Annotated in this window: 15 protein-coding genes; 6 read left to right on the top strand and 9 right to left on the bottom strand. The window is 73.1% G+C overall.

Features of this window, described 5'->3' with window-relative positions:
• Positions 1 to 88 precede the first annotated feature (88 nt).
• The 4 genes from JL106_RS16895 to JL106_RS16880 all read left to right on the top strand — a co-directional run bounded on the left by JL106_RS16895 (position 89) and on the right by JL106_RS16880 (position 5,692).
• The gene (locus JL106_RS16895; protein ID WP_205261915.1) at positions 89 to 679 is read left to right on the top strand and encodes a Jag family protein; all 591 of its coding nucleotides are present in this window, start codon (positions 89 to 91) and stop codon (positions 677 to 679) included.
• A 20-nt stretch (positions 680 to 699) separates the two neighbouring features.
• Positions 700 to 1,449, top strand: coding sequence for a 16S rRNA (guanine(527)-N(7))-methyltransferase RsmG (rsmG, locus tag JL106_RS16890; RefSeq protein WP_205261914.1), 750 nt, complete (start codon positions 700 to 702; stop codon positions 1,447 to 1,449).
• A gap of 2,225 nt (positions 1,450 to 3,674) precedes the next feature.
• Complete coding sequence (locus JL106_RS16885; protein WP_205261949.1) at positions 3,675 to 4,490, top strand: ParA family protein; 816 nt, start codon at positions 3,675 to 3,677, stop codon at positions 4,488 to 4,490.
• Positions 4,487 to 5,692 (top strand): ParB/RepB/Spo0J family partition protein, encoded by a 1,206-nt coding sequence (locus JL106_RS16880; RefSeq protein WP_205261913.1) that lies wholly within the window; start codon positions 4,487 to 4,489, stop codon positions 5,690 to 5,692. The genes JL106_RS16885 and JL106_RS16880 overlap by 4 nt, the downstream gene beginning before the upstream one ends.
• Positions 5,693 to 5,764: 72 nt before the next feature.
• Here the strand turns inward: JL106_RS16880 and JL106_RS16875 are convergent, their stop codons facing one another.
• Positions 5,765 to 6,721 carry a D-alanine--D-alanine ligase family protein gene (locus tag JL106_RS16875; protein WP_205261912.1) on the bottom strand — a complete coding sequence of 319 codons (957 nt, stop codon included), beginning with the start codon at positions 6,719 to 6,721 and terminating at the stop codon, positions 5,765 to 5,767.
• A 100-nt stretch (positions 6,722 to 6,821) separates the two neighbouring features.
• Positions 6,822 to 8,111, bottom strand: coding sequence for an aminotransferase-like domain-containing protein (locus tag JL106_RS16870; protein ID WP_205261911.1), 1,290 nt, complete (start codon positions 8,109 to 8,111; stop codon positions 6,822 to 6,824).
• A gap of 372 nt (positions 8,112 to 8,483) precedes the next feature.
• Here JL106_RS16870 and JL106_RS16865 point away from each other — a divergent pair, with 372 nt between their 5' ends.
• Positions 8,484 to 9,233, top strand: coding sequence for a GNAT family protein (locus JL106_RS16865; protein ID WP_407940188.1), 750 nt, complete (start codon positions 8,484 to 8,486; stop codon positions 9,231 to 9,233).
• 27 nt (positions 9,234 to 9,260) lie between these two features.
• On the opposite strand, the gene JL106_RS16860 is transcribed toward JL106_RS16865, so the two are convergent.
• From JL106_RS16860 to JL106_RS16835, 6 genes are all read right to left on the bottom strand, one after another.
• The gene (locus JL106_RS16860) at positions 9,261 to 10,424 is read right to left on the bottom strand and encodes an N-acetylmuramoyl-L-alanine amidase (protein WP_205261910.1); all 1,164 of its coding nucleotides are present in this window, start codon (positions 10,422 to 10,424) and stop codon (positions 9,261 to 9,263) included.
• A 796-nt stretch (positions 10,425 to 11,220) separates the two neighbouring features.
• On the bottom strand, positions 11,221 to 11,544 hold the full coding sequence (gene trxA, locus JL106_RS16855) for a thioredoxin (protein ID WP_205261909.1): 324 nt from the start codon (positions 11,542 to 11,544) through the stop codon (positions 11,221 to 11,223).
• Between the two features lie 56 nt (positions 11,545 to 11,600).
• Positions 11,601 to 12,653, bottom strand: a complete 1,053-nt coding sequence (gene trxB, locus JL106_RS16850) for a thioredoxin-disulfide reductase (protein ID WP_407940191.1) — start codon at positions 12,651 to 12,653, stop codon at positions 11,601 to 11,603.
• Between the two features lie 269 nt (positions 12,654 to 12,922).
• A complete protein-coding gene (gene murJ, locus JL106_RS16845; protein ID WP_205261908.1) occupies positions 12,923 to 16,498 on the bottom strand; it encodes a murein biosynthesis integral membrane protein MurJ in 3,576 nt (1,191 codons plus the stop codon).
• Positions 16,498 to 19,194 carry a DUF6049 family protein gene (locus tag JL106_RS16840; protein ID WP_205261907.1) on the bottom strand — a complete coding sequence of 899 codons (2,697 nt, stop codon included), beginning with the start codon at positions 19,192 to 19,194 and terminating at the stop codon, positions 16,498 to 16,500. Before JL106_RS16840 ends, murJ begins: the two co-directional genes overlap by 1 nt.
• A 10-nt stretch (positions 19,195 to 19,204) precedes the next feature.
• Positions 19,205 to 19,741 carry an NUDIX hydrolase gene (locus JL106_RS16835; RefSeq protein ID WP_205261906.1) on the bottom strand — a complete coding sequence of 179 codons (537 nt, stop codon included), beginning with the start codon at positions 19,739 to 19,741 and terminating at the stop codon, positions 19,205 to 19,207.
• Positions 19,742 to 20,030: 289 nt separating this feature from the next.
• On the opposite strand from JL106_RS16835, the gene JL106_RS16830 reads away from it, so the two are divergent.
• Positions 20,031 to 21,443, top strand: coding sequence for a CCA tRNA nucleotidyltransferase (locus JL106_RS16830; protein ID WP_407940190.1), 1,413 nt, complete (start codon positions 20,031 to 20,033; stop codon positions 21,441 to 21,443).
• Between the two features lie 8 nt (positions 21,444 to 21,451).
• On the opposite strand, the gene JL106_RS16825 is transcribed toward JL106_RS16830, so the two are convergent.
• Complete coding sequence (locus JL106_RS16825) at positions 21,452 to 22,864, bottom strand: MFS transporter (RefSeq protein ID WP_205261905.1); 1,413 nt, start codon at positions 22,862 to 22,864, stop codon at positions 21,452 to 21,454.
• Positions 22,865 to 22,936 lie beyond the last annotated feature (72 nt).

Genomic DNA, 22,936 nt, shown 5'->3' with positions numbered 1-22,936 from the left:
CGCGCCACCGGTGTGCACCAGACCCACCTCCGACCCGTGCCGGCGTCCTGCCCGGTCCGACGGAGGTCACCGTGAGAGAAGGAACGAGATGAGCGAGAACGCATCGACCGACCTGGTCGGCACCGAGGACGACACCGACGTCGTCGCGGGCGCCGAGCGCACCGGCGGCGACGAGGGCGGGTCGACCGATCGCCCGGGCCGGGAGGACTCCGGGGACGTGCTGGTCGCCGAGGGCGACGCGGCCGGCGACTACCTGGAGCGGCTGCTCGACATCCTCGACTACGACGGCGACATCGACCTCGACGTCGACGGCTCGCGTGCGGTCGTGTCGATCATCGGCGAGGGCGACATCCACAAGCTGATCGGTGAGCGCGGCGAGGTCCTCGACGCGCTGCAGGAGCTCACCCGGCTGGCCGCGATGGCCGAGACCGGGCACCGCTCCCGGCTGATGCTGGACATCGCCGGGTACCGGGCGCGGCGGCGCACCGAGCTGGGCGACCTGGGCACCCGCACCGCGAACGAGGTGGTGCAGACCGGTGAGGCCGTGCGGCTCAGCCCGATGAACCCGTTCGAGCGCAAGATCGTGCACGACGCGGTGGCCGCTGTGAGCGGGGCCGAATCGTCCAGCGAGGGCGAGGAGCCGCGTCGCCGCGTCGTGGTCAGTCCGGCCGCGTCCTGAGTCGCGGCGACAGCGCGCCGATGCAGGAACCTGGAGCCGCGCCGGACGAGGTGGACGGCGGAACCGACGTCGAGTCGCGGCCGGAGGTCGCGGCCACGGTGTTCGGCGACCGCCTGCCGGTGGCCGAACGGTACGTGGCGGTGCTGGCCGGTGACGGCATCGTCCGCGGGCTCATCGGTCCCCGGGAGCGGAGTCGGCTGTGGAGCCGGCACGTGGTCAATTCGGCGCTGCCCGCGTCGCTCCTGCCGGCCGACGGCCGAGTCGTCGACGTCGGCAGCGGTGCCGGGCTGCCCGGGATTCCGATGGCCATCGCTCGCCCGGACTGTGCCGTCGTCCTGGTGGAGCCGCTGATCCGTCGGGTCGACTTCCTGCGCGAAGTGGTCGCCGAGCTGGGTCTGGACAACTGCCGGGTCGTCCGAGGCCGGGCCGACGAGGTGGTGGACCAGGCCGGCGATGCCGACGTGGTGACCTCGCGGGCAGTCGCGCCGCTCGGGCGGTTGGCGTTGTGGTGCGCGCCGCTGGTGCGGGTGGGTGGCGAGATGATCGCGCTGAAGGGCTCGAGTGCCGAGCGGGAGATCATCGAGCACGCGGATGCGCTGGCTGCCGTCGGCCTGGGCGACGTCCGGGTGGAGACGGTCGGTGTCGACCTGGTCACCGATCCGACGGTGGTGGTCCGGGCCGTCCGGCGCGCCGGCCCAGCCCGGCCTGCCGGTCCGCGCCGGTCCCCCGCCGGTCGCCGGTCGGTCCGACGGACGCCCCGACGTCGCTGAGCGTCGCGCGCCCCGCCCGGGTGGCGGTGGCGCGCCGGGACACCGCCGGGTACCAACCAGAACTCGTCCCGGCATCGCCGAGACCATCAGGGGCGGATCGGCTCTGGGAGGAGTCTCCGCGATCCCGACGTCGATTCGTCACGGTGACGATGTGGTGCGGGGTGTGACGCCGAGACCGATTGTCAGGTCGGTGCGTTCGGTCCGTGGGGTGCCGTCCGGCGGAGTGATGATGTCGACCGGACGAGATCAGCAGTCGGACAGGTGGTGGCGGCGTGCACGGGACTGACAGCCGACGGGCGGGCCAGACCGCACCACGACGAGTGGGCAGCGGGATCACCGTGCTTGCGGGCGATCTCGTCCTGGTTCGGCGGAAGGCCGGACACCAGGTGGGCGTCGAATCGAGTACGGGCTGAGACCGACTGACCCACAGCGGGCCCGGTCGGGGTTCTGTCGACTGCTCGGCCCTGTCGGGACCCCTGGCTGCGATGTCCACCGAGTCGGCCTCGATCGGCCGCAGTGAGAGGCGGAGCGGTTTCGCGACGGCCCGAGCCGGCCCGGCTGGATCGCGATCGTCGTCCAGCTGTCCCCGATGCCGATGGGCCGCTCGGGTCACGGCCGGGAGACGCCGGTGGCACTCGCGCGGTCGTTGGCGCCGTCACCGCGGCGGTCGATGGTGTCCACGGGAGCGCCGGTTGGTGTTCATGCCGTCAAGGTCGATCGGGACCGGTGTGGAAGGACGGCCGAGTTCCCGGAGCGAAGACTCCTGCCGCCACTCCCGGGCGTCATGGTCACCACGCCGGGCCGCGGAGCAGGTGACCGCTCCCCCGGCGCACGCTCCACTTGGACGACCGCGCCACCGATCGACGTGGTCGATGACCTCGTCGCGGGCAGGCTCGTGGCCCCGCGGGCTGGGTCCCCCGTGATCCGGGCCGACAGTGAGGCCGCGAGGAACGCGAACGGCGTCGACGCATCCGTTCGTGGATGCACTTCCGCCGCGCGTTCGGAGTCGGTGGAACGCTCCGGGCGGTGTCGTCGCGGTTCGGTCCGCACGCAGCGAGCGGTGCGAAACATCGGTGGTTCCACCAGGCCCGGCGATCACGTCTGGCCGGCGGCGACAACTCGGCGGCCGACTCGTTCAGCGGATCGATCGGATTCGGACCGAATGAGTGTCTCGGCCATGCCTCGATCCGATCGATGTTCCACGTGGAACGTGGACCGACTGTCGACAGTGCGTTCCACGTGGAACATCCGCGTCTGGGCCGTCCGCCCCTTGGAGAGGACCGACCAGGACTCTCGTTGTGCCGTGATGCGGATGGATTCCGCGTCTCCAAGCGGGCACGGCCGGTGACGACAGCTGCGACTCGGCCTGCGGTGTGCCGGGGCCGAGCGCCGATCGGGCTGTCACTGCGCGCTCGTACCGCCTGTCCGTGAACCATGAGCGGTGTCTCGCCGGCAGTTCCGCCCGGGAACCAAGCCCGGGAGGGCCTCGCCAGTTCCGTCACGGTGACAGTGTGTGGGAAGTGGGAACGACGGGCCGGCCGTCCAGCTGATGCGGCCTCGGTTCCGACATCATCGGCAGCACGGTCGGGTGACCGGCCCCGCGGCCTGGTTCCACGTGGAACGCGCGCGTGCGGATCAGCTCATCGGGTCGGTGTGCAGTTCTTCGGCGCCCAGTCGCTCGCGCCCGTCGTGGCTCTCGCGCCTGCACCATCGACGACGGCGGAGCACCGGTGTCATGGGTTCGCCGTGCGTGGCCGTCGGATCCTGCGGCGTGTCGACAGTCGTGCGACCAGGTGTCAGTCGATCGGGGCGAAAGCTCCGCTGGTTCGCCCGTCCAGGAATGACGCGTCAGCACCTCTGAGCGCATCGGCGAGTGGATCCCAGGTCAGCCGAAGGCTCCGAGCGCCCACGCGAGTCCTTCCGAGGCACCTGCCGGCGATGCGTCACGGTGACGGAGCCTCAACAATGGCCCAGGCCGCTCCGGTCCACGTTTCACGTGGAACGCCCTGGTGATCACCACATTGCCCGGGAAGCGTCGTGCGTGTCGAACCGATCCGAGCGCACCGTCACCGTAGATTTCTCATGTCGATCAGCCGAGGCCCGGTGGTCGGCGTCAGGAAGGCAGAGGTGAGCAGCCGGTGAGCACCGAGCTCGACGTTCCACGTGGAACATCGCTGGACGACGACGAGAGTCCGCTGGCCGCAGCAGCCCAGCGCGCGGTCCAGATGCGCAGCGGACAGGTGGAGCTGCCGCGACCGCGCCAGCGGCGGGTGTTCGCCGTGGCGAACCAGAAGGGTGGCGTCGGCAAGACGACCACGACGGTGAACATCGGCGTCGCCCTGGCACTGTCCGGTCTGAACGTCCTGGTCATCGATCTGGACCCGCAGGGCAACGCCAGCACGGCGCTCGGCATCGACCGGACGTCCGGCACGCCGTCCAGCTACGACGTCCTGATCGGCGAGCTGTCGGCGGCCGAGGCCATCCAGACGTGCCCCGATGCACCGCGCCTGGGCTGCATCCCGGCCACCATCGACCTGGCGGGCGCGGAGATCGAGCTGGTCGGCATGGAGGAGCGCGAGACGCGGCTCCGGCAGGCCATCGACGCCATCCCAGCCGAGTACGACTACGTCCTCATCGACTGCCCGCCGTCCCTCGGGCTGCTGACGGTGAACGCGATGACGGCCACGGACGAGGTGCTCATCCCGATCCAGTGCGAGTACTACGCCCTGGAGGGCCTGGGCCAGCTGCTCACCAACATCGGTCTGGTCCAGCAGCACCTCAATCCCACGCTGAACGTCAGCACCATCCTGCTCACCATGTACGACGCCCGGACCAAGCTGGCCGACCAGGTCGCGCACGAGGTCCGCAGCCACTTCGGCGACAAGGTGCTGCGCGCGACGATCCCGCGGTCGGTCAAGGTCTCCGAGGCACCCGGGTTCGGCCAGTCGGTCTTGACCTACGACCCCGGCTCACGGGGCGCGATGAGCTATCTGGATGCGGCGAAGGAGATCGCCGAACGAGGAACGAGGGAGATCGTATGAGCAAGCCGCGGGGTGGTCTGGGTCGCGGCCTGGCCGCCCTCATCCCGACCGGACCGAGCACCACGACGGTCACGGACGTCTTCATGAACGGCCCGACACACCCGAAGCCATCGGCGCCGGAGCAGCCGGCGCGGCGCAAGCGGTCCAGCGCATCGTCGACCGCATCGTCGACCGCGGCACCGGCGAAGTCCGGGACCGCCCGTACCGGCACGCCCGGCAGCGGCAGCGCCACCAGCCGGCCCAGCAGGCCCAAGGCGGCGTCCCGGACGACCGTGCGGACGTCGACGAAGCCGTCCCGTGCCGACGTGCCCGCCGTCACGCCGGAGACGGTGGTCGCCGAGCCGGAGGCTGCGATCGTCGAACCGGACGGAACGGACGGGCCACGGTTCAGCGAGATCCCGCTCGACTCGATCGACCCGAATCCGCGCAACCCGCGCACCGTGTTCGACGAGGACGCCCTGGCTGAACTGGCGCACTCGATCCGGACCTTCGGCCTGCTGCAGCCGGTGGTGGTGCGGCCGGTCGCCGGTGGCCGGTACGAGCTGGTGATGGGGGAGCGCCGGTGGCGGGCCGCGCAACGTGCGCAGCTCGAGACCATCCCGGCCATCGTGCGGGAGACCCAGGACGCCGATCTGCTGCGCGACGCCCTGCTGGAAAACATCCATCGGGCGAACCTGAACCCGTTGGAGGAGGCGGCCGCCTACCAGCAGTTGCTGGAGGAGTTCGACGTCACCCAAGAGGAGCTGGCCCAACGGCTGGGTCGGTCACGGCCCGTGATCAGCAACACGATCCGCCTGCTGAACCTGCCGGTGGCCGTGCAGCGCCGGGTGGCCGCCGGCGTGCTGAGCGCCGGGCACGCCCGGGCGCTGCTCGGGCTGAGCGATCCGGACGAGCAGGAGGAGCTGGCCGCCCGCATCGTCGCCGAGGGTCTGTCCGTCCGAGCCACGGAGGAGGCGGTGACGCTGCTGAACGGGCGGAGTGCCGTGCGACGCCGGACCAGCCCGGCCAAGCGCACCGTACCCGGCCTGGCCGACCTGGCCACCGATCTGTCCGACGCGTTCGACACCCGGGTCAAAGTGGAGATGGGCCGGTCCAAGGGCCGCATCGTCGTCGAGTTCGCCACCGGCGACGACCTGCAGCGCATCCTGACGCTGATGGCGCCGACCGTGCCGGCCGGGCAGCGGCTGACCGCACAGGCCTGACCCCAGTGCGGTCGTGAGGCCCGGGTGATCGATCCACTCGGGCCTCACGGTCCTGCAGCCGCTGCGGCGATCTCAGCGCCCTCGGGCGATGGCCTGCTCGATGAGATCGGCGTAGACCCGACCCAGGTGCAGACCGGACGCCCCGACGGCCATCGGCAGCATGGAGGTCTCGGTCAGTCCGGGGGAGACGGCGACCTCGAGGAACTGCGCCACCCCGTGCTCGTCGACGATCGCGTCCGTCCGGGAGATGTCGCGCAGCCCGAGGATGCGGTGGGCGGCCAGGGCGAGGTCGGCCGCGTTCCCGGTCGCCTGCTCGTCCAGTCGGGCGGGCGTGTGGTACGTGGTGGAGCCGGCGGTGTACCGGGCCTCGTAGTCGAACACCCCGCTGGCCGGGACCACCTCGACGGCCGGCAGCGCGCGCGGGCCGTCCGGACCCTCCAGCACCGTCACCGACACCTCGGTGCCGGTGATGAAGCGCTCGACCAGCACGACGTCGCCGTAGGCGAACGCCCCGACCAGCGCGCTGGGCATGTCGGCCGTCTCGTGCACCGCGGACGAACCCAGCGCGGAACCACCGTTGATCGGCTTGACCATGAGCGGCAGCCCGAGCGAGCCGGCCAGCGCGTCGACCAGCGCGTTGGCCCCCAGGTCGCGGAACGTGTCGTGCGCCAACGTGTACCAGGTGGCGGTGGCCAGACCCTGGCGCTGCAGCAGCTGTTTGGCCGTCGGCTTGTTCCAGGCCAGCCGGCAGTTCCACGAGTCCGTCCCGACGTACGGGATCCCGGTCATCTCGAGAACTGCCTGTACAGCACCGTTCTCGCCGCGGCCGCCGTGCAGGGCGATCACCGCAGCGTCCGGCCGGTGCTCGGCGATCCACGGCAGCAGTGCCGCATCCGCGTCCCGCAGCGAGACCTCCAGTCCCTCCGACCGGAGCGCCTCGGTGATCCGGGACCCGGACCGCAGCGACACCTCACGCTCGTGCGTGAGGCCGCCGGCCAGGACCAGCACGTGCCGGGCTTCGGACGTCATGGGATGCACACTCCTGCACTCGGGCGGGCGCCGCGGGGCACCGGGGACGGATCCCGACGGAGGTCGGGCCGGATCGGGACGGCCGCTGCGCGGTCGACGGTCACGCGGTGTCCGGCGACGGCGACTGCGGGCCGCGGACCGCACGGGTGGCTCCGGTGCCGAACGTGCGCATCACCTCCAGTTCGCCGTCGAGCACGCCGGCCAGCCGGCGGACGCCCTCGACGATGCGTTCCGGAGTGGGGAAGCAGTAGGACAGCCGGAGCTGACGCGATCCCAGCTGGTCGGCGTAGAAGGCGGTACCCGGCACGTAGGCGACCCGGGCACTGACCGCGCGGGGCAGCATGGCGGCGCTGTCGAACCCCTCGGGCAGGGTGACCCAGACGTAGAAGCCGCCGTCCGGGACCGTCCAGGTGGTGCCCTCGGGCATGTGCGCGGCGAGCGCGCCCAGCATCGCGTCGCGCCGCTCCAGGTAGGTCTGCCGGTACGCCTTGATCTGGCTCTGCCAGTCGAAGGTGGCCAGGTACCGGGAGATGGCCATCTGGTTGAACACCGGTGGGTTCAGCGTGGTGGACTCGTTGGCCAGCACCAGCTTCTCCCGCACCGCGTGCGGGGCCAGCGCCCAGCCCACCCGGAGTCCCGGGGCGAAGGTCTTGGAGAACGAGCCCAGGTAGATGACGTTGTCCGGGTCGTCGGCCCGGATCGCCCGACGCATGGTGCTGTCGAACCCGAGCAGGCCGTACGGGTTGTCCTCGAGCACGGTGACACCGGCACTGCGGCAGATCTCGGCGATCACCGGCCGGCGCGCCTCGGACAGCGTGACGCCGGCCGGGTTCTGGAAGTTGGGGATGGTGTACAGCAGTTTCACCCGGCGGCCCGCGGCGCGACACTGCTCGATCGCGGCGACCAGCGCCTCCGGGATCAGACCGTCGTCGTCCATGGCCACGTGCACGACCTGTGCCTGGTAGGCGCTGAAGGTGCCCAGCGCCCCGACGTAGGACGGGGCCTCGGCCAGGATGACGTCGCCCGGATCGCAGAAGATGCGGGTGGTCAGGTCGAGCGCCATCTGGGAGCCGACGGTCACCACGACGTCGTCCGGATGCGCCTTGATGCCCTCGAGGGCCATCACCTGGCAGATCTGCTCGCGCAACTCCGGGATGCCCTGACCGGAGCCGTACTGCAACGCGACCAAGCCGTCCTTGGCCACCAGCTGGCCGAACTCCTCGGCCAGTCCGTCCAGCGGTAGCGACTGCAGGTAGGGCATGCCGCCGGCGAGGGAGACCACCTCGGGTCGGTTGGCCACGGCGAACAGGGCGCGGATGGCCGAGGCGCGCATGCCCTCGGTGCGTTGGGCGTACCGGTCACGGTGCTGGTCGAGGCTGGTGCCCGGCATGGTGGCCCTCTCGCGCGGCGACGGATGCGCATCCGTGGCGACACGGCGCACTCACGGACAGCGACGAACTTCGGCACGGCCGTCACTGACAGTTCGCGAGACGGTCGGATCGATGCTACCGCGGTCCCGCCCGGCTGCCCCTGATCACCCCCGGTCCGGTGACGCAGTGGTGGACCGTTCGCTCGACGGATCACGGACACCACCGATCCGTGACCGGCAAGACGTCGATCACGGACCCGGGACGCCTGCGCGCTGCGGTGGGTGACGCCCGGGGCGCCTATCCTCGACCGGGGCAACACGGACGTCGGACCGGCCGGGTGACACACCGGAGCGGTGTGACGTCGTCCGAACGGGAGCGGGGAGCCAGATCAGGTGGGTCGGGAACTGGTCCCGGTGTCGATGTCGACCATCGGCTCACTGCCCGAACCGTGCCGGCGGTGCGTCCGCTGGGAGGTGCCGCGGTCGGTGCGTGACCCCGACCGGGAGACCGACGTCGTCGGCGTCTTCGACGGGGAGTTCGAGAAGGAGGTCTGGCTGTCCGGGGTGATGCTCACCTGGGGGACGGCCGGGCAGATCGTGCTGGTCGACGACGAGCCGGCCGGCTTCGCGCTCTACGCGCCGCCGACCGCCGTCCCCGGCGCCGCCGCGTTCCCCACCTCGCCGGTGTCGCCGGACGCGGTGCTGCTCACCACTGCGCACATCCTGCCGCAGTACGCCGGGCAGGGCCTGGCCCGCTTCCTGCTCACCGGGGTGATCGGCGACCTGACCCGTCGCGGCGTCCGGGCCATCGAGCTCTTCGGCCGCCACGGTGACCCGGAGGAGCCGGGGGACGCGGAGCTGCAGGGGGAGCTGGAGGCGGCCGACCCGGACGCGCTGCGCATCCCGCGCTGCCTGGTCCCGGCCTCGTTCGCGCTGGCCGTGGGCTTCCAGGAAGTGGCGCCGCACCACCGGTACCCGCGGTTGCGGTACGAACTGGCCCAGGGCAGTGGCTGGAAGGCCGACGTGGAGGCGGCGCTGGAGCGGCTGGTCGTGTCGCTGTCGGTGCCGGTCCGGCCGGTCGACGAGCCGGCGCGACAGCTGGTCGGGCAGACGGTCCACCATCGGCACGGCCAGCGGGACTGACGCACGCCCCGGCCTGGCGGGTCCCGATCAGGCCGAGTTGCGCACCATCCGCTCGTGGGCGAGCAGGTCGGAGAAGGTGAACGTGCCGGTGTGCGGGTCGTCGTGCCCGTCCAGGTACAGCCGCTTGACCGCCACCAGCAGACCGTCGGTGACGGTGTCCCGGAAGTCGGCGTCCAGCAGGCGGGCCCGCTCCCGGTCGTTGGTCAGGTACCCGAGCTCCACCTGGATGGCGGCCATCCGGGTCAGCCGCAGCAGTTCCCACGGCTTGTGGTGCACCCGGCAGTCGGTGAACTGCGTCCGGGCCACCAGCTCGCGCTGGACCAGCTGGGCCAGCGTCTCGCCGACCGATGAGGTGGCGCCCGCGTCGGTGCCGAAGTGGAAGGTCGCGATGCCGTTGGCCAGCGGCGAGCTCGACGAGTCGATGTGCAGGCTCAGCAGCAGGTCGGCCTTGACCTCGTTGGCCCGCTGCGCCCGTTCCTCGGCGGTGGGGTTGTCGTGCGGGCCGCGGGTCACCCAGGCGGTCATGCCGGCCCGGACCACCTGCGCCTCAAGACGCTTGGCCAGGTCGTAGGTGATGTCCGCGGCCGCGACGCCGTCGACCGTGCACCCGCGGTCGTCGCCGCCGTGCGCCGGGTCGATCACGACGCGCTTGCCGCGCAGCTGCGGCCCGGCCTGCTGCAGCAGGTGCCGGTCACGCAGGTACTGCGGACGGCCACCGGTGACCTTGCGGCCGATGCGCTCCAGCTCGCGGTTGGTCTGCTCGCCGAAGACGCCGTCCGCGACCAGGCCGCGGTGCCGCTGGAAGTCCTGGACGCTGGCTTCGGTGAGCGGGCCGAAGATGCCGTCGGACCGACCCACGTCGTAGCCGAGCTCGGCCAGCCGGACCTGCAGCGCCGTGACGTCGTCGCCGGACATCGGGGCGGAGAACACCAGGGACAGCACCCGGTCGCCGAGATCCCAGCGGGCCTCGTCCAGGCAGCGGGAGGTGACCGGGCCGACGATGCCGTCGACGATCAGCCCCCGTCGCTGCTGGAACGCGCGGACGGCGCGGTCCACCGCGTCGTCGAACCGGTCAGCCGTCCCGTTCTGGATCGACTCGTCCGTCCGGGGCGGGGGCAACAACTCGAGGGACGCCAAGGCCGCTCGCAGGGCCGAGACCGCCGGCCCATGATCTCCGCGGCGCAGCAGCATCGCTCTCCCAGTGTCGTCGTTCCCAATGTCGTCGTTCGCAGTGTCGTCGCGCTCGATCCGCGTGCTCGGCCGTCCGGGGACCGGCACAGTCATCCCGTCGACCTTCCGACGGGACGACGGTCCGCAGGCCGTGCGGCTGATGAGCGTACCCGCCGGCCGGTCGCGGTCCGGGGAGCTGCGGGGCATGTCGGCCGGCGGCGGCCGGCCGGCGCCGGAGCGGCTCCGGGCAGCCGATCCATCGGACCACCGATCACCGGACTGCTCCTTCCCCCGAGACGGACGTCGGTCCCGCCGGAGCGCAGACGCCCCACCGGCGATCTGGTTGATCGGCGCGCCGGTCCATCCCCCGTCCGGGCACGGGTGGGCTCTCCCACAGCCGGTCGGGACGTCGTCCGGACCATCCGCCGGATGCGCTCCGTCACCCCGCGGCGCGGTCACCATATGCCTGAGGGTCCCTGGTCACCACCGGACCGACGACGCCGGCGGGTCGCGACAGCGCTGATCGATGCATCGTCCGCCCGGACGGCCACCCAGCGCGACGGACGCCTGTCCCGGGCGGCGGGCACGCTCGCCGCACCGCACCCCGTCCGGGACCGGGTGATCACCGGCGGTCACCCATCGGGCGGTGCGGGTGCCGGTGTCCGGGCATCCGCATGGTCGGGGCGACCGGTCGGGCGGATCCTGCGGACGATCACCCGGATCCGGACACTTCGGTCACCGTCCGGAACGACGGAGCGCCGGATCCCCGATCGGGACCCGGCGCTCGTCGGACGGCCGTCCGTGGTCGTGCGACCTCTCAGCCGATGACGTCGGCGAACTCGGCCAGCAGCGCGTTCTTCGGCTTGGCGCCGACGATCTGCTTGACCGGCTTGCCGCCCTGGAAGACGAGCATGGTCGGGATCGACAGAATCTGGTATTGCTGCGCCGTCTCCGGGTTGGCATCCACGTCGACCTTGGCCACGACGACCTTGTCACCGTGCTTCTCGGCGATCTCCTCCAACACCGGCGCGACCATCCGGCACGGGCCGCACCAGTCCGCCCAGAAGTCGACGATCACGGGCTTGTCGGACTGCAGGACGTCCTCGACGAAGGTGGCGTCGGTGACCTTCTTGGTGGCCATGGGCTCCTCTTCCTGGGTGGCTGGCGGATGGCTGGGCGCGGGTCGAACGGTGTGGATCAGACGCCGGCGGGCGCGGCGGCGCGCTCGTCGACCGGGCTGGAGGCGAAGGAGCCGGCGACCGTGCTGCCGTTCACCTGCTGGCGCGGGTGGGCGGCCAGCCAGTGCTGGGCGTCAAGCGCCGCGGCGCAGCCGCTGCCGGCCGCGGTGATCGCCTGGCGGTAGGTGTGGTCGACCAGGTCACCGCAGGCGAAGACGCCCGGCAGGTTGGTGCCGGTGCCTGCGTCCGCGCCGGCCCGGTGCCCGGTGAGGACGTAGCCCTCGTCGTCCAGCTCGACCTGGCCGCGGACCAGCTCGGACCGCGGATCGTGGCCGATGGCCAGGAAGAATCCGGACACGTCCAGCTGCGAGGTCTCGCCGGTTCGGGTGTCGCGCAGGGTGACGCCCTCCAGCGCGGACTCGCCGTGCAGCGCCTCGACCTGGGCGTTGGTCACCCAGCGGATCTTGGCGTCGGCGCGGGCCCGGTCCAGCATGATCGCGCTGGCCCGGAACTCCTCGCGGCGGTGCACGATCGACACCGAGTTGGCGAACCGGGTGAGGAAGGTGGCTTCCTCCATCGCGGAGTCGCCCCCGCCGACCACCGCGATGTCCTTGTCGCGGAAGAAGAAGCCGTCACACGTGGCACAGGCCGACACGCCGCGGCCGATGAGCCGCTGCTCGTCGGGCAGCCCCAGGTAGCGGGCGGCCGAGCCGGTGGCCAGCACGACTGCGCGGGCCTTGTGCACGGTCCCGTCCACGGTCACCGTCTTGATCTCGCCGGACAGGTCGACGGAGTCCACGTCCACGGCCTCGAGCTGGGCGCCGAACCGCTCGGCCTGCTCGCGCATCTTCGCCATGAGTTCAGGGCCCTGGATGCCCTCCGGGAAGCCAGGGAAGTTCTCCACCTCGGTGGTGGTCATCAGGGCGCCGCCGTACTGGTAGCCCTCGAACACCAGCGGCTTGAGCTCGGCCCGGGCCAGGTAGATCGCGGCGGTGTAGCCGGCCGGGCCGGACCCGACGACGATGACGTCGTGCACGACCTCGTCCGGGGCGTGCGGGTCGACGGTCGGCACGTCGCCCTCGGGCGACGTCGGGACGTGGGCGCCGTACCCGGTGTAATCGGTGGCGGCCTGGTCGCTCACTGCTGCTCCCTGGATGCTGGTCGGGTACTGGCCGATCGGAGGTCCGGGCGGACGCTGACACCGTGCGACCGGATTGGTCACTCCGGCCGCTGGGCCGGAGGTCCGATCGGTGTCCGGTCGTCCGCCCCGGTCAACGTCACCGTACCGACGGTCATTCCCCGTCCGGTGCCCCGTCCGGGCCGCGCAGGAGATCACGGTGGTCAGGCCGCGGTGACGCTGATCTCGCTGATCCGCGACTGCCACTGACGGCCCGAGCCCTCGAGCTGGGTGACGAAGACGATGAGGTACTGCGAGGTCGGCGCTCCGGTGAGGGGAACGGTCACCGGTTCCGGGCCGGTGACGGTGCCGGTGCCCAGCACCTGGGTCTGCGCCAGCGGCACGTCCGGGGCGGTGGCCGAGCGCACCTCGAACACCGTGCCCGGGGACGGGCTGGTCACCGTCACCGAGGCCGGCGACACCGGTCGCTCCAGCTCCAGGGCCAGGCCGACGCCGGGCTTGAGGGTGGGGAACTGCTGGAAGTAGACGTAGGTCAGCCAGTTGGTGGTCGGGTCACCGTCGAAGGCGCGGTCGATGTACGCGGTGTAGTCCGGCTGACCGGAGCCCTCCGGGTCGTACACCGTGCCGCCGATGATCGCCACCGGTCGTGGCGCGGAGGCGGCGCTGGTCGGGGCGGCGCTGCTGGGCGCGGCCGAGGGCTCGGACGGCGCGACCGCGCTGCTGGTCGGCGCGTCCAGCACCTCGACCTCGGCGGGCGCCGGCTCCACCGCGGCCAGGACCTGCTTGCCCAGGCTCGCGGCCACGATGACGATCAGCGCGCCGAACACGGCCAGCACGGCCAGGCCGAGTCCCAGCTTGACCCGACGTTCCCGGACCAGTCGCCGCTCGGCCTCCACCAGCACCGGCTCCGGCTCCATCACCGCGGCGGGACGCGGCGTCGGCGGCAGGTGCTCGGGTCCGGTCAGCAGGGCGGCGATGGCCCCGACGGCGTGGATGCCGTCCGGCTCCTCCGGGTGCAGGGCCCGTTCGGCCAGGTGGGCCAGTGCGGTCGGCACTTCGGCGACGATCTCGTCGGCCGGCACCTCGCGGCCGCGCCGGGTGGGCGCCGGGGACAGGCCGGCCAGCACTGGCCCGGGGACGCCGCGGGGACCGGCGTCGGCCGCCTCGGTGGTCGGCAGGGGCCAGGTCCCGGTGAGCATCAGGTACAGCAGTGCGCCGACGGCCCGGATGTCCTGCTCGGCGGTGGCCGAGCTGTGCGCCACCACGTGCGAGAGGCGGACCTGGCCGTCGAAGTTGACCCGGACCAGGTCCGGGTTGAGCCCGCCGAGGGCGATGCCGGTGCGGTGGGCCTCGGCGACGGCGTCGGCGACCTTCCCGGTCACCGACACGGCGACCGAGGGCTCCAGCGGACCCGCGGTGAGCAGGTCGGTGAGGGTGGCCCCGTCCACCCACTGGCCGACCACGAAGCTGACGCCGCGGTCCGTGCCGATGTCCAGGGTCTGCGGCAGCCCGATGTGGTTGAGCCGGCCTGCCCGCAGGGTCCGGTTCACCGTGCCGGCGGTGGCCGGGCCCTCGGGCAGCAGTGTGACCGCCATGTCGCGCGGCAGCACTGTGTCCTGCGCCCGCCAGAACCGGTTGCCCTGGGTGTCGGTGGAGATGAGCGTGGTGAGCCGGTAGCGGCCGCCGACGGTGGCGCCCGGGGTGAAGGACGTCATCGGGTCGGCCGGATCGGACCCGTCACCCGGCCCGTCGGGGCCGGTCGTCGCGTGCCGGGGTCCCGGCCGCCGCGCGGGGGTGGAGTCGGGCTCCGGGGCCGGCGGCGACGCCGGATCCACCCGGGGCACGGCCGCGAGCGCCTCGGCCTCGTCGGCGTCCTCGACCCACGGGTCGTCGCCGGCGCGCCGGGAAGTACCGTCCTGCTCGCTCACCACGGAGTGCTCCTGCTCGTCGGGTCCGGACGCCATGGTCCCAGGCCCGGGCCGGTGCCCGGGCATCGGCGCGGTGTCGCTGACCGTGATCGCCCCGGGTCCGGCGGTGCCTCCAGGGCGGTCGACGGGCGTGCGCCGGACGACCCGGAGCGCTCGGGCCAGGATGGGCTGGAGTTCCTCGGTGCGCAGCGCCCAAGCGACCAGCACGATCACCACCAGGCCGACCAGCCCGAGGACGACGAGGTGGCCGAGGGCACCGACGAGGTCGTCGGCCTCCAGACCGAACAGTGCCTCCACGCCGAGGGCCGCGCCCGCGCCGGCGCCGCCGGCGACCAGCATCTTGCCGAAGGTGACCAGCGTGCGACGGGTGTGCATCGGGCCGTACCGGATGCGCAGCCAGACCTCGCCGACCACCGCGCCGACCACGTACGACAGCGTGGTGGCGGCGGCGAGCCCGACGATGACCAGCTCGTCGTCCAGCCGCAGGCACAGGATCATCAGCGGGACCCGGACGACCACCATGACCGCGTTGATCAGCGTCGGCGTGCGGGCGTCCTTCATCGCGTAGAACACGCGCATCTGGACCAGGCTGACGGCCAGCGGCACCAGGCCGACGGCGAGCACGGCCAGGGCTCCGCCGAGCTCGACGGTGTCGCCCTGGGTGACCTGGCCGTACAGCGCGGTGAGCACCGCGATCGCGCCGGCCAGCACGACGAACCCGGCCGCGATCGGGGTCAGTGCGAGGATGGACAGCCGGTTGGCCAGCGAGGCGTCCTGCTTGACCGCCTCCAGGTCGCCGGCCGCGGCGTGCCGGCTCATCCGCGGCATGATCGCGGTCAGCACCGAGACGCCGAGGATGCCGTACGGCAGCTGGAACAGCAGCGAGGCGAAGGTGAAGAGGGTGTAGCCACCCGGGTTGTCGTTGGAGGCGACCTGGGTGAGCACGACGTAGCCGACCTGCGAGACCAGCACGTACGCGGTGGCCCAGAGCAGCAGCCCACCGGCCTCGGCCAGACGCGGGTCGCCACCCCATCGCCAGCGGAACCGGAAGCCGGTCCGCCGCAGCGCCGGCAGCATCACCAGGGCCTGCAGCGCGATGCCGGCGGTGGTGCCCAGGCCGAGCAGCAGGAACTGCCCGGTCGACAGGTTGGTGAGCGCCCCGTCGGCGTCACTGACGGAGACGAACAGCACGATGCCGACCGCGATCTGGACCAGGTTGTTGACCACCGGTGCCCAGGCCGGCACGCCGAACCGCTCGTTGGTGTTCAGTACCGCGCCGAACAGCGCGGCCATGCCGTAGCAGAAGATCTGCGGCAGCAGCAGGTAGGCCAGCGCGTTGGCCAGCCCCCGGGTGTCGCCGCCCGCGTCGGCCGACAGGTAGAGGCGGGTGAGCAACGGGGCGGCCGCGACGGCCAGCGCCGTGGCGCCGAGCAGTCCGACCACGGCCATCGTGGTGAGCCGCTGGGTGTACTCCTGGCCGCCGTCCGGATCCGATCGGGCCCGGGAGAGCAGCGGGATCGCCACCGAGGTCAGCACGCCGCCGATGAGCAGCTCGAACACGATGTTCGGCAGGGTGTTGGCCAGGTTGAACGCGTCGCTGACCACCCCGGCGCCGAGCGCCGCGAGCAGCACCACCTTGGCCAGGAACCCGGTCAGCCGGCTCACCAGGGTGGCCACCGCCATGACCGCGCCGGCCCGGACCACCCCGCCGGTGCGGGAGGTCTTCATGGCCGCGACGTCGTCGTGGGTCCGGTCGGCCAGGCTCCGGTCGGCGGTTGGGGGCGGGTCGGCGGTGGGGGGCGGGTCGGTGGTGGGGTCGGGCACCGACTGCATCGAGTCGGACGAGGTCATCAACGCTCCGTCGAGGCCGTCGGGAGCTCGGCAGGCTCCCGCTGGTCGGGCTGGGACCCGGGTCCGTCCCCCGGCGGCAAGCCAGGCCCGGGATCGGCGGACTCACCACCGGCGGTCCGCAGCCGCCGGGCCTGCCAGCGCTGCCGGATCCGCCAGATCACCATCAGCAGCAGCACGCTACCGGCCACGCCCACCACGATCAGAGTGAACGCGCCATAGGCCCGGGACGTGACGGACAACGGCTCCCCGGCTCCCCAGGCCTGCCCGCTCGGACTGACCAGCGCCGCCGTCACCGGGAAGGTGCCCGACCGGGCCACCTCGGCCGGGATCGAGATCTGCAGCGACCGGCCGGCCAGCATGGTCTGCACGCCGGGGTCGGTGACCGTCAGGCCGGCGAACGCGCCACCGCGGATGGCCACCGACAGTTGCACCCGGTACGGCAGGGCGTTGCGCACCGTCAGCAGCAGAGGGGAACTGGCCGAGGCCAGCGTGTACGAGCCGGCGGACGGGATGGTCACCGCGGCCTGCACCCCGTCGGTGGTGGCGGCGACGGTGTCGAGCAGCTCCCGGCCCGGCTCGGGGTCGGCCGCCAGCGCGCTGGAGGCGGCGGAGGTCACGGCGTCGTCCAACACGTCCAGCAGTGGCGCCGGGTCCGACTCGCCGGGCTCGACCGGGGCCAGCAGCACCGAACGCAGCAGGCCGATCGCGTCGTGCGCCGCCGTCACCCGCTCGAGCAGGTCGGCGGGCAGCACTGCCGGCACCTGGCCGGGCAGTCCTGCTGTGGGTGCGTCCGGTTCGCCGGTGGCCAGGTCGAGCGCGGTGGGCAGGTCGACCCCGGTGACGAGGTCGGCCGCCGCCAGGGCGGCCAGGGTCCGGGCGAAGCCGGTGAGCTCGGCCGGGGTGGCGTCCCAGCCCTGCGCGGTGGGTGCCAGCACGGCGACCGCCCCCCCGGATCCGGTGCCGGGCTCGGCCAGCAGCGCGGCCGTGGTGTTGGTGCGGGCGGCGAAGCCGGCCGGTCGGCCGGCCGCGCGGAGCCGATCGGTGGACGGCAACAGCCCGGGATCGGTGAGCAGCGCGGGGACCCGGACGGTCTCGCCGTCGGTCCCCGCGACGTCCAGCACCAGCCCGTCGGTGCCGCGTGGCTCGGGCACGGCGTCCGGGTCCAGCACGACGGCTCGCGTGCCGACGCCGACCAGGGCGGTGGCGGCCGCGGCGTCGAGCCGCCCGTCCGGTGGGACGGCGATGCCGTCGACCGCCGGCCCGGGTCCGTCCGGGCCGGGCACCGTCGGCGCGCCGGCCGCACCCCTGAGCGGTCCGAGGACGCGGTCGGTGACCCGGCGGCCCCGCTCGACGGCGTCGTCCAGCACCGCCGTGGCGCCCACGCCGACCAGCCCGACCACGTCCGGGTCGCCGTACGGCAGCAGCACGGTCGGTCGTTGCGCGACCACCCGGCGCAGCCGGTCCAGGAACTGGGTGGCCACCGCCTGACCGGCGCCGGGCGTGGTCGTCCCGGCCAGCTGCGCGGCCACCGCGGCCTCGAGGTCGGTGTCGTCCAGGTCCTGCGCCAGGTCGGGGGCACCGTCCGGCAGCTCCGGATCGGCCGGGGCGGTGCCGGACGGGGCGCCCGGCGAGGTGCCGGGCACCTGGTCCGTCGTGGTGGCCTCCGGTTCCCGCGCCGCGGCCGCCACCGGGTCCACCGCCGGTTGCCCGGCACCAGGGACGAGTACCCGGTAGCCACGGCTCATCCGGTCCAGCTCGTCCACCAGCATCGGGTCCAGCAGCACGGTGACCAGGTCAGCCGGCAGGGTGGCGTCCCCACCCGCCGGCAGCAGTGCGGTCAGCGCCGCATCCAGCCGCCCGCCCGGGCGGATCTCGTCCAGCAGGTCGTCGTCGGCGAAGACACCGGCGGTCCCCAGGTGCGGCCGGTCGGCCAGCGGCCACAGCACGGCCACGGGCTGTGCGTCAGCGGAACCGCTCGTGGTGTTGGTGCCGCCGCCGGGTCCGGCCGGCGGCTCGCCCGCGCTCGGCGGTGCGGCGACGGTCAGCCACAGGTGCAGTTCGCCGACCCGGGCCGGGACGTCGCCGTCCGGGCTGACCAGTGTGCCGTTGACGTTCAGCATCACCGGGTAGACACCGGCATCCGTCAGCTCCAGGCTGCCGCGGTCACCGCCGGGTGCGGTCTCGGTGAGCGGCACAGAGACGGTGAACGGGCTGGTGGCCCCCGGCTCCAGCCGCTCGACCAGGTCGGTGAAGGTGCCGGCCACCACGTCGGACGGCACCAGCGGGTCGTCCAGCCGCTCGATCAGCGCGTCGGCGTCGACGGCCGGACCGCGCTGGAACCGCGACACCAGCCCGTCGATCGGCAGCTCACCGGTGTTGGTCATGGTGCCGGTGACGGTCAGCACGGCCGGACCGGGACCCGTCACCACGGTGGGGTCGATCGAGGTCACGTCGAAGGTGACCGTCCCGGCGTAGCCCTCGGGGATCGCGGCCGCTCGGGCCCCGACCGCGGCAGTCCCGGGCCCCGGCACCGCGGCGACGGCAGGCCCGACGGCCGGGACGACCGTCACCAGCGCCGCCACGCACGCCGCCACCAGGGCGAGCAGCAGCCGCACCGCGGGCCTCGGGCGCGGCGCCCGGGTGGACGCCGGCGGGGTGGTCGCGGGCGCAGCCGTCACTCGGCGGGCCCGGCCCACGGGGCGCACCTCACGCCGACCGGCCCAGCAGTTCGATGGCCCGGGAGACCAGGCGTCGTTCCCCGGCGTAGGCCAGGCGTTCGTTCACCTCGGACAGCGGCACCCAGGCGACCTCGGTGACCTCGATGTCGGCGTCGGACAGTTCGCCGCCGACCGCCTCCATGAGGAAGTGGTGCACCCGCTTGTGCACCCGCCGTCCGCCCGCCACGAAGGTGAACTCGACGCTGCCCAGCGTCGCGGTGATGCGGCCGCTGATCCCGGTCTCCTCCGCGACCTCTCGGATCGCGGCCTCCTCGGTGGTCTCGCCGGACTCGATGTGGCCCTTGGGCAGGGACCAGCGCAGCCGGCCCCGGCGGTCCAGCCGGCCGATCAACGCACCGGCGTCGGTGCCGTTCTCCCGGCGCACCACCAACCCGCCGGCCGAGGTCTCCTCGGTGGTCCGGCGCGGCCGGGACCGGCCCGCGGCCGGGGACTCGTCGAGGCGGGAGCGGCGCCGGTCGGAGGTGGACCGGGCGGCGGAGGCTCGGGCCGGACCGGACGCTGACATGCCGCGATGGTAATCCGCGCGTCCTGGGCGGGTCCGGCCCTCGATCCCGGCACCGACCCGTCGTCCGGTCCCGCCGGGGGTGGGCCGGACCGCCCGGGCACCGGCACGGACCAGGACGGGAAGGGCCCGTCCGCGGGTTCTGGCGGGGTCGGGACGGGCGCAGACGCGACTAGAGTCGACTGCCGTGTCGTCTCCCGTGCCCGAGTCCGGTCCCGGGTCGTCGGCCCCCCAGCTGGAGCCGGCCGGTCCGGCGGACGCGTCCGCGCCGACCGCCGAGCAGGCCGGGCGCATCCGCGACTGGCACGTCGGGCACGCCAAGGTCCTGGACGCGCTGGCCGGTCGGTTCGCCGCCGGCGGCCGCGAGCTGCACCTGGTCGGCGGCTCGGTCCGGGACGCGCTGCTGGCCCGGCCCAGCGAGGACCTCGACCTGACCACGGACGCCCGCCCGCAGGAGATCGAGCGGTTCGTCGAGGGCTGGGCCGAGACGACCTGGGACACCGGCATCGCGTTCGGCACCGTCGGCGTGGCCAAGTCGGGTCGCCGGCTGGAGATCACCACGTTCCGGGCCGACTCCTACGACGGGCAGTCCCGCAACCCGGCGGTCGTCTTCGGCGACACCCTGGCCGGTGACCTGCGGCGACGCGACTTCACGGTGAACGCCATGGCGGTCGCGCTGCGGCCGGGGGAGCCGGACCACCTGCGGTTCACCGACCCGTTCGGCGGCCTGACCCACCTGGCCCAGGGCCTGCTGGACACCCCGGCGGCGGCGGAGCAGTCGTTCTCGGACGACCCGCTGCGGATGCTGCGGGCGGCGCGGTTCGTCTCCCAGTTGGCGTTCACGGCCGCCCCCCGAGTGGTCACCGCGATGACGGACATGGCGCCGCAGATCGCCCGGATCACCGCGGAACGGGTGGCCACCGAGCTGGAGAAGCTGGTCCTCGGACGCGACCCGCGCGGCGGGCTGTCGTTGCTGGTGGAGACCGGACTGGCCGATCACGTGCTGCCCGAGCTGCCGGCGCTGCGGCTGGAGCGGGACGAGCACCACCAGCACAAGGACGTCTACCAGCACTCGCTGACCGTGCTGGACCAGGCCATCGCCCAGGAGGAGGACGGCCCGGACCTGACGTTGCGGCTGGCCGCCCTGCTGCACGACATCGGCAAGCCGGCCACCCGTCGGTTCGAGCCGGGCGGCGGCGTGAGCTTCCACCACCACGAGGTGGAGGGTCGCAAGCTGGTCCGCAAGCGGCTGCGCGCGCTGCGGATGCCCAAGGCGCTCACCGAGGACGTCGCCGAGCTGACCTTCCTGCACCTGCGGTTCCACGGCTACGGCACCGGGGCGTGGACGGACTCCGCCGTCCGCCGCTACGTCACCGACGCCGGTCCGCTGCTGCCCCGGCTGCACAAGCTGGTCCGGGCCGACTGCACCACCCGCAATCCGAAGCGGCGGCGGGCGTTGCAGCGGTCCTACGACGACCTGGAACGGCGCATCGCGGAGCTGTCGGCGGCCGAGGACCTGGCCCGCGTCCGGCCCGACCTGGACGGCAACGCGATCATGGAACTGCTCGGCGTGCCCGCCGGGCCGGTGGTCGGCCGCGCCTGGAAGTTCCTCAAGGAGCTGAAGCTGGACCGCGGTCCGCTGCCGCGGGACGAGGCCGAGGCCGCCCTGCTGGCCTGGGCGCGTGAGCAGGGCCTGACCGGCTGACCGGTGCGTCAGACCGTGGCGACCGGCTGCGGGTCGGCGGCGGAGTCGGTGCGCCGGGCAGCCAGCCCGTAACCGACGGCGCAGAGCAGCAGCACGGCGCCGACCAGGACGACCGCGGCGATGCCCTGCCCGTCGTGCGGGACGATCAGCACGCCGAGTGAGAAGGCCAGCACGTAGAACAGGTTGTTGGCCGTGTCGTAGAGGGCGAACACCCGACCGACGAAGGCGTCGTCGGAGTCGGCCTGCACCACCGTGTCGGCGCACACCTTGCTCGACTGGTAGCAGAACGACACCACCAGCGTGGCGATCATCGTGGTCAGCTGGGTGAACTGACTGCCGCAGATGACGACCAGCACGGCCGTGATCGTCAGCAGGAAGACCAGGTACCGGGTCCGTCCCACCAGCCGCACCGTCGGCGCGGTGACCACGGCGCCCAGGAACAGCCCGACCGCGCCCACCGCGAGCACCTCGGCGATGCCGGCCAGGCCGCTGCGGAAGATGCCCGAGTTGGTGGTGAAGGTGTGCTGGAACAGCAGCAGCACCACCAGCGTGCAGAGGCCGAAGCAGAACCGGACCAGCACGATGAGCAGGATGTTGGTGCCCACCGTCGGTCGTTGCAGCACGTGCTTGAGCGCGCTGTGGAAGCCGTCGAGCACCGCCCGGACCGTCTGGGCCGGTTCGTCGGTGTGGTCCGGACCCAGCGCCCGCGGCCGGTAGCGGGCGGCCAGCGCGGCCGAGGCCAGGTAGAAGAGCATCACGCTGGCCGTCACCACGGCCATCGGCAGGGGCGTCTCGCCGATCACCGACCGCATGGCGATGGCGTAGCCGCCGCCGACCGCGGTGGCGATGGCGCCGCTGGTGGTGGCCAGGGCGTTGGCGCCGACCAGGGAGTCGTCCGCGACCGTGTGCGGCACCGCGGCCGAGAGGCCGGAGCCGACGAAGCGGCCGACGCCCATGATGAGCAGGGCGGTGCCGAACAGGGCCGCCCACGGCAGGTCGAGTGCGACCTGGGCCGCCACCACCACCACGAGCAGTGACCGGATCACGTTCGCCCAGACGATGACCCGGCGGCGGTCCCACCGATCCAGCAGGGCCCCGGCGAACGGCCCGACGATCGAGTAGGGCAGCAGCAGGATGGCGAACCCGGCGGCGATGGCGGCCGGCTCGGTCGCCCGCTCCGGGCTGAACAGCACCGCGCCGGCCAGGGCACCCTGGAAGGCGCCGTCGCCGAACGAACTGAGCGCCCGGACCCCGACGAGGCGGCGCAGGGCGGGCAGCGTGAGCAGGGAGACCAGGCCGCGGACCGAGGGCCGGCGGGTGCCGGGGGAGATCGACTCGTCGGCGCCGGGCGGGTGCGGCGGGCGGGGACCCAGCCCTGATCCGTACGCCGAGACGGCGGTCGGGGTGGGTTCGGCGCGCACCAGAGAACGGTACGTCGGAACCGGCCGACAGCACAGGGTGCGGTCCGGCCGCCCGGCCGCCCCGGTGTGACG

The sequence above is a fragment of the Nakamurella leprariae genome, assembly GCF_016918035.1.
GTDB classification, from domain to species: Bacteria; Actinomycetota; Actinomycetes; order Mycobacteriales; family Nakamurellaceae; genus Nakamurella; species Nakamurella leprariae.
The sequence above is the reverse complement of the archived record's forward strand: the minus strand, read 5'-3'. Positions and strand labels throughout refer to the sequence as shown.

Excerpts from the sequence above, each read along its gene's own strand:
- JL106_RS16895 (WP_205261915.1), top strand. The coding sequence starts at position 89 with ATGAGCGAGAACGCATCGACCGACCTGGTCGGCACCGAGGACGACACC.
- rsmG (WP_205261914.1), top strand. The coding sequence starts at position 700 with ATGCAGGAACCTGGAGCCGCGCCGGACGAGGTGGACGGCGGAACCGAC.
- JL106_RS16885 (WP_205261949.1), top strand. The coding sequence starts at position 3,675 with ATGCGCAGCGGACAGGTGGAGCTGCCGCGACCGCGCCAGCGGCGGGTG.
- JL106_RS16880 (WP_205261913.1), top strand. The coding sequence starts at position 4,487 with ATGAGCAAGCCGCGGGGTGGTCTGGGTCGCGGCCTGGCCGCCCTCATC.
- JL106_RS16875 (WP_205261912.1), bottom strand. The coding sequence starts at position 6,721 with ATGACGTCCGAAGCCCGGCACGTGCTGGTCCTGGCCGGCGGCCTCACG.
- JL106_RS16870 (WP_205261911.1), bottom strand. The coding sequence starts at position 8,111 with ATGCCGGGCACCAGCCTCGACCAGCACCGTGACCGGTACGCCCAACGC.
- JL106_RS16860 (WP_205261910.1), bottom strand. The coding sequence starts at position 10,424 with ATGCTGCTGCGCCGCGGAGATCATGGGCCGGCGGTCTCGGCCCTGCGA.
- trxA (WP_205261909.1), bottom strand. The coding sequence starts at position 11,544 with ATGGCCACCAAGAAGGTCACCGACGCCACCTTCGTCGAGGACGTCCTG.
- murJ (WP_205261908.1), bottom strand. The coding sequence starts at position 16,498 with ATGACCTCGTCCGACTCGATGCAGTCGGTGCCCGACCCCACCACCGAC.
- JL106_RS16835 (WP_205261906.1), bottom strand. The coding sequence starts at position 19,741 with ATGTCAGCGTCCGGTCCGGCCCGAGCCTCCGCCGCCCGGTCCACCTCC.